At 35.6% G+C, this 5,313-nt stretch carries 4 protein-coding genes and 1 pseudogene; all 5 read left to right on the forward strand.

Going from position 1 to position 5,313, the window contains the following annotated elements; genetic code table 11:
* A pseudogene (locus G9F74_RS29170) lies at positions 1-428 on the forward strand (hypothetical protein); the annotation flags it as partial.
* A gap of 227 nt (positions 429-655) precedes the next feature.
* Positions 656-916, forward strand: a complete 261-nt coding sequence (locus G9F74_RS29175) for a hypothetical protein (protein ID WP_002090361.1) — start codon at positions 656-658, stop codon at positions 914-916.
* Complete coding sequence (mobP2, locus tag G9F74_RS29180) at positions 909-2,102, forward strand: MobP2 family relaxase (RefSeq protein ID WP_016107045.1); 1,194 nt, start codon at positions 909-911, stop codon at positions 2,100-2,102. The genes G9F74_RS29175 and mobP2 overlap by 8 nt, the downstream gene beginning before the upstream one ends.
* Positions 2,103-2,534 carry a hypothetical protein gene (locus G9F74_RS29185; RefSeq protein WP_016107046.1) on the forward strand — a complete coding sequence of 144 codons (432 nt, stop codon included), beginning with the start codon at positions 2,103-2,105 and terminating at the stop codon, positions 2,532-2,534.
* Positions 2,535-3,350: 816 nt separating this feature from the next.
* Positions 3,351-5,189, forward strand: coding sequence for a group II intron reverse transcriptase/maturase (gene ltrA, locus G9F74_RS29190; protein ID WP_070189799.1), 1,839 nt, complete (start codon positions 3,351-3,353; stop codon positions 5,187-5,189).
* The last annotated feature ends 124 nt before the right edge of the window (positions 5,190-5,313 follow it).

Here is a 5,313-nt window from a genome sequence, read left to right on the forward strand (position 1 = left end):
TTAACGAATATGAAGAAGAAAATGCAGCAACAAAAAGTCCGAATAAATTAGTTCAGACGATTTTTACCGATCAAAGTAAAACAAAAGCAAATGATGAATTGTTAGCTGAAGATAAAAAAACATATGAGCTAGATTTTATAGAAAGAGACAAAAATGATATCGAAACAAAGATTAAAAATTACGGGAAAGCAATCAAACTGGAAGAAGAAAATGCAAAGACAGTTTATGAAAAAGTAAAAGAATTACAAGATGAAATGAAGTACCAAACTGAATCAGAAAAAACGGAAACACAATCAAAAATAGCATCCTTAGAATCTAAAATAAAGTCATCAGAAAAGAACGTGGAATTGTTTAAAGGGGAACAAAAAATTGCACGAGATAAGATCAAAAAATTAGAAGAAAAGGCACAGGAAATTAATAAAAAGTGAAAAAAGTCGTGTCGTGAGTGAGTCTACATCGAAGGATTTTGTATCGTGAGTGAGTCCACATCACGAAAAAATGAGTCGTGAGTGAGTCTACACCTAGAAGGTTTTCTTGTTCCCATTGTTTCGCTAGGCTCCGCCTAGCTTCACACCTTAGGTGGGAACAAAAACCCCTTATGCTCTTCTCACTATTTTTTGATCTCTACCCAGATTTGCAGAAAGGAGAGGGAAAAGTGGAAATTAGAATTAGAGAAGTAGATCCAATTGCCGTAAAGAAAATAGATGAAATTGCAAAGAGGAAAGGATTATCTCGGCAGAAATTTTTGAAAGACCAAATTGAAATGTTAGCATTTTTTCAGCAACAAAATAAAAGGGAAATGGAGTTAGAAAATCTTATTGAAAAGAACATCCATATGATGAGTGATTGTTATAGCGCAATGGAAAAAATGAATGAGTTTATTCAAATGATGATGCAGGATGTTGAAAATGAATAATGCCGTTCCTGTTCAATCTTCCGTCACACCAGGTGTTGTTTTAAAAACGAAATTTGTGTTGCCAAGTTCGGATGCTTTTCAGAACTATATTGATTATGTAGATCGGGAGGAAGCGAAAAGTGAAGTGAAGCTGAATCCGAAAATGTTCGAAACGTATCAAGAGTATATGGGGGATTCAGAAAAGACATCGGCACTATTTACGGAACACGCAAATCGTTTAACAGAAAGTGAAAAAAAGTCCTTAAAGGAAATGTTTAAAACCGCTCATGAAAATGGAAGTATCATGTGGCAAGATGTCATTTCTTTTCATAATCACTGGCTAGAAAAACAAGGGATTTATGATGAGAAAACAAAAACATTGGATGAAAAAAAATTGATGGATGTAACACGGCTTGCGATGAAGGAAATGCAGAAAAGAGAGGGATTGGAGAAAAGCTCTATCTGGTCGGCAGCCATTCATTTTAATACAGACAATATTCACATTCATGTGGCAACTGTTGAACCATTTCCAACGAGAGAACGTGGTAAAAGAAAACCAAAAACATTAGATGCGATGAAGGGGAAAGTCGTAAATAATCTATTAGATCGTAAGCAGGAACAAAAACAAATTAATGATCTGATTCGAAATAATATGGTGGGAAGAAAAAAAGAGGATTCCGTTTTTGATTGGCGTAATCAACATCTGAAACCGTTGTTTTTACAAATCTATAAACAGTTACCAAGTGATAAAAGACAGTGGCAATATAGCTACAATACGATTCAACCATTAAAGCCGGAAATTGATAAATTAAGCAGTAGATATATTCAACATCATCATAAAAAAGATTACGATCAGTTTCTCAAAAAGTTAGATAAAGAAGTGCAAGTTTTTAAAGAAGCATATGGGGAAGGAAAGTATGATAAGAAGCAATATGAAAATTACAAGACGAATAAAATTAATGACTTGTATAAAAGAATGGGTAACGCCTTTTTACAAGAAATGAAGGCATATGATAAAGAACAAAAGAGAATACATCATATAAAAAAATCAAAGCCGTTTCAAAAATTTCAACAGAATGTATCTATTCAGTATTCTATGAGAAAAGTGGAACGTGCTTTTAAAAGTGAATATGAAAGTTGGAAGAACCAAAAGTATTATGAGCGTATGCAAAAAGAAAGTGCATATCAAAATGAGAGGGGTTATTAAATGAAGGATTTTCGTATGCAAATTACATTGGATGAGGAAACAGATACGTATATTAAAGATTACATGGAAGAACACAACATCAGATATAACGGTGAAGCAATTGTTAGGATTTGTAGAGAACATCAAGCATCAAAAAATACAGAATGGTCATTGAATTATATTTCCGAAATTGTATCAAAGAATCTACACGATGTGTTGAAAAGTGAACTAACAAAAATTCGTCTTGGTGCAAATAGTGCGGATAGAAATACGCAAATTTTAATTGAGTTATTAAATGGTTATTTCTTTTTAGAGGGCGTAGATAGCCTTATTACGACTGATAAACAAGAGATGGGAAGTGTGAAGATAGCAAAAGAAGTTGTAGCTGAACGAATTAGTCATGCAAGACAAAAACGTATAGATCATGAGGCATCAAAGAACAATGTAACGTAAGCTACATTGTTTCTTTTTATAAAAAAACAGGAGGTTATTAGGATGTTATTATTTCATGAAGATATGTGCGACAAGAAGCAGTTCTTAACTCGAAATACCGTCAGTGCTGTATTTTCTTAACCTTAAGATTAAGAAAATACAGACACCTGAGTATAACAGGTGTTCCCGCCCGAAACGGCTTCTCTAGTAATGGGGTTGTTCGGTTGCATGAGGGTCAAATGTGGAAATGTAGGAGAGCATCCTCTGAAATTTCTGCTAGGGAAAGAGTAGTAGTAAGGAGGTTGAATATGTCGAGAGATATATTACCTCTTAGTATGGTTAACGAAAGTGAATCTTCATAAGCATCGTTATTGAAAACCGACGGGAAGATGCTAACAAAGACCGTTCGCAATGTTGGTAAAGAACCTGTCTTATATCTTGACAGCAGTTTATACCTAAAAGTACCAACCGGTGTAGAGAAGGAACCTAACCTACTCATATCTGACACGAACTGAACTTGGTAAGCCCATACATGTCCCAAAGAATCTGAAAGGAGAATAGAGGTATAACCAATACTAGGGTAAGTAGATCGTAAGAGACATGTAAATCTTGTGTGGGTAAAGGATCATCTGAGAAAGCGAAGGCCATCAAGTAAGAACAGAAGCAGGAGAGAGTTATTCCTGTGATGGATAATGTCTTTGTGACACAACCTAAAAAGGTGCAGACTTCAGATGAGTGCAAAAACGGATAAGAAAGCGCAAAGTACCAAACGAATAATATGTCTGCAGAGCCAATCGCATTAGCCGAGAGCTCTGAGGAATTAAAGGAGGATATGCGATGCCACACGCATCAGAAACACCGATTGCGTCCGCTGTCACTCTGCTCAATGATTGGAACTCCATTGAATGGAGGAAACTCAATAATTGGGTTCGAAGGATACAACAGCGAATCTACCGTGCCGAACAACTTGGTCAGCGTAGAAAAGTAAAAGGATTACAACGCTTGTTAATGAGAAGTGAAGCAGCTTTACTTATTTCCATTAGACAAGTAACACAGCTAAATAAAGGGAAAAGAACAGCGGGAGTAGATGGTTTCAAAGCCATTAATCCAACTAAAAGGATGAAATTATTTGATAAAATGAAGGCTATGAACCTTGCCACTCATAAGCCATCCCCTGCCAAAAGGGTTGAAATCCCTAAAGATACAGCGGGAAAGAAGTTAAGACCACTTGGAATACCTATTATTATAGATAGAGTATATCAAAATGTAGTGAAATTAGCTCTGGAACCACAATGGGAAGTTCATTTTGAATCTACCTCATATGGATTCAGACCAAAACGAAGTTGTCATGATGCAATTACTTCTATTTTCTTAAAGTTAAAAACAACTTCTAAGAAAAAATGGGTCTTTGAAGGTGATTTTAAGGGATGCTTTGATAATTTGAATCATGATTATATTATGGAACAAATCAAAAATCTTCCATATAAAGAAATCGTGAAGAAATGGTTAAAGGCTGGATTCGTCCACAATGGTGTGTTCAACTTGACCAACAACGGCACACCTCAAGGTGGCATCATTTCTCCACTTCTTGCCAATATCGCCTTACACGGTATGGAAGAAGAACTTGGTGTTAAATATATCAATAGGACAAAGCCTAGGAAAAAAGGAGAACGTTACTGGACAGTACAAGATACTAAATCAATAGTTCGCTATGCGGACGATTTTGTGATAATGACAGATACAAAAGAAGAAGCTGAAAGCATGTGTGAAAAGCTAAAACCGTATCTTGTCAAACGAGGTCTGGAACTTGCACCTGAAAAAACTAAAGTAGTACACATATCTGAAGGTTTCGATTTCCTTGGATTTACCATTAGACAATTTCCTACAGCAAAAGAAAAGGGAAGACTATGGAAGTTGTTTACTAGGCCAAGTAAGAAATCGATCAAGAAAGCAGTTACAAAAATTAAAGTCTGTTTTGAAAAATACAAAGGTAGTAACATATCGGCATTAATTAGAGCGTTAAATTCAATCATTCGCGGATATGCAAACTACTGGAAAATCGGGACATCGAAACAGATGTTTTCTTGGTTTGATAATTATATATTTAAGAAAACTCATAAGCACTTGAGAAATCTACACCGAAATAAACCAAGGAAATGGCAAAAAAAGAGATACTTTAAGCCCGATATACATGGAATTAGTCAAGATAAATGGCTTTTGACTGACCCAACAGGAAAGTATCAACTTATCAGGATGTCATGGACTCCAATAGAGAGACATAGATTGATTGTATTCAAGAACAGCCCATTTAATAATAAACTTAAAGAATACTATAACAAACGAGATGAAAAGAGATTTCAAATGGATAATGTGCAAGTTAGGCAAAAACTTGCGAAAAAGCAAAAATTCTATTGTCCAATGTGCAGTGGAAGACTTATTGGTACAGACGAAGCATTAGAGATACATCATAGAACGCCTAAAATCAAGGGTGGTAGCGATAATTTGAAAAACAAGTGGCTCGTTCACCAATCTTGTCATATTCAGTATCATAGGAATTTTCCCGCAAAAGCTCCTATGCCAACTGAAAAGGTGCTTAATGCCTGGAAAATGATGATGATAAAAAGGAAGATTCCTACGGAATCTAACTACGATACTTTATACGCTGTGGTTAATTAATGATTGAATAAAATTAAACTTAAACCAAGAAGAACGGGGAAAAGCACAAGAGCCGTATGTGGTGAAAGCCACACGTACGGTTCTGTGGGGGCGAAGCGGTGGTAACACAGCTTAGCTACCCGAC

Origin of the sequence: Bacillus sp. EKM202B, from assembly GCF_011066025.1 — a bacterium.
Taxonomy (GTDB): domain Bacteria; phylum Bacillota; class Bacilli; order Bacillales; family Bacillaceae_G; genus Bacillus_A; species Bacillus_A toyonensis.

What these genes read in the sequence shown, in the direction of transcription:
- mobP2 (WP_016107045.1), top strand. Translation starts at nt 909, where the DNA reads ATGAATAATGCCGTTCCTGTTCAATCTTCCGTCACACCAGGTGTTGTT.
- G9F74_RS29185 (WP_016107046.1), top strand. Translation starts at nt 2,103, where the DNA reads ATGAAGGATTTTCGTATGCAAATTACATTGGATGAGGAAACAGATACG.
- ltrA (WP_070189799.1), top strand. Translation starts at nt 3,351, where the DNA reads ATGCCACACGCATCAGAAACACCGATTGCGTCCGCTGTCACTCTGCTC.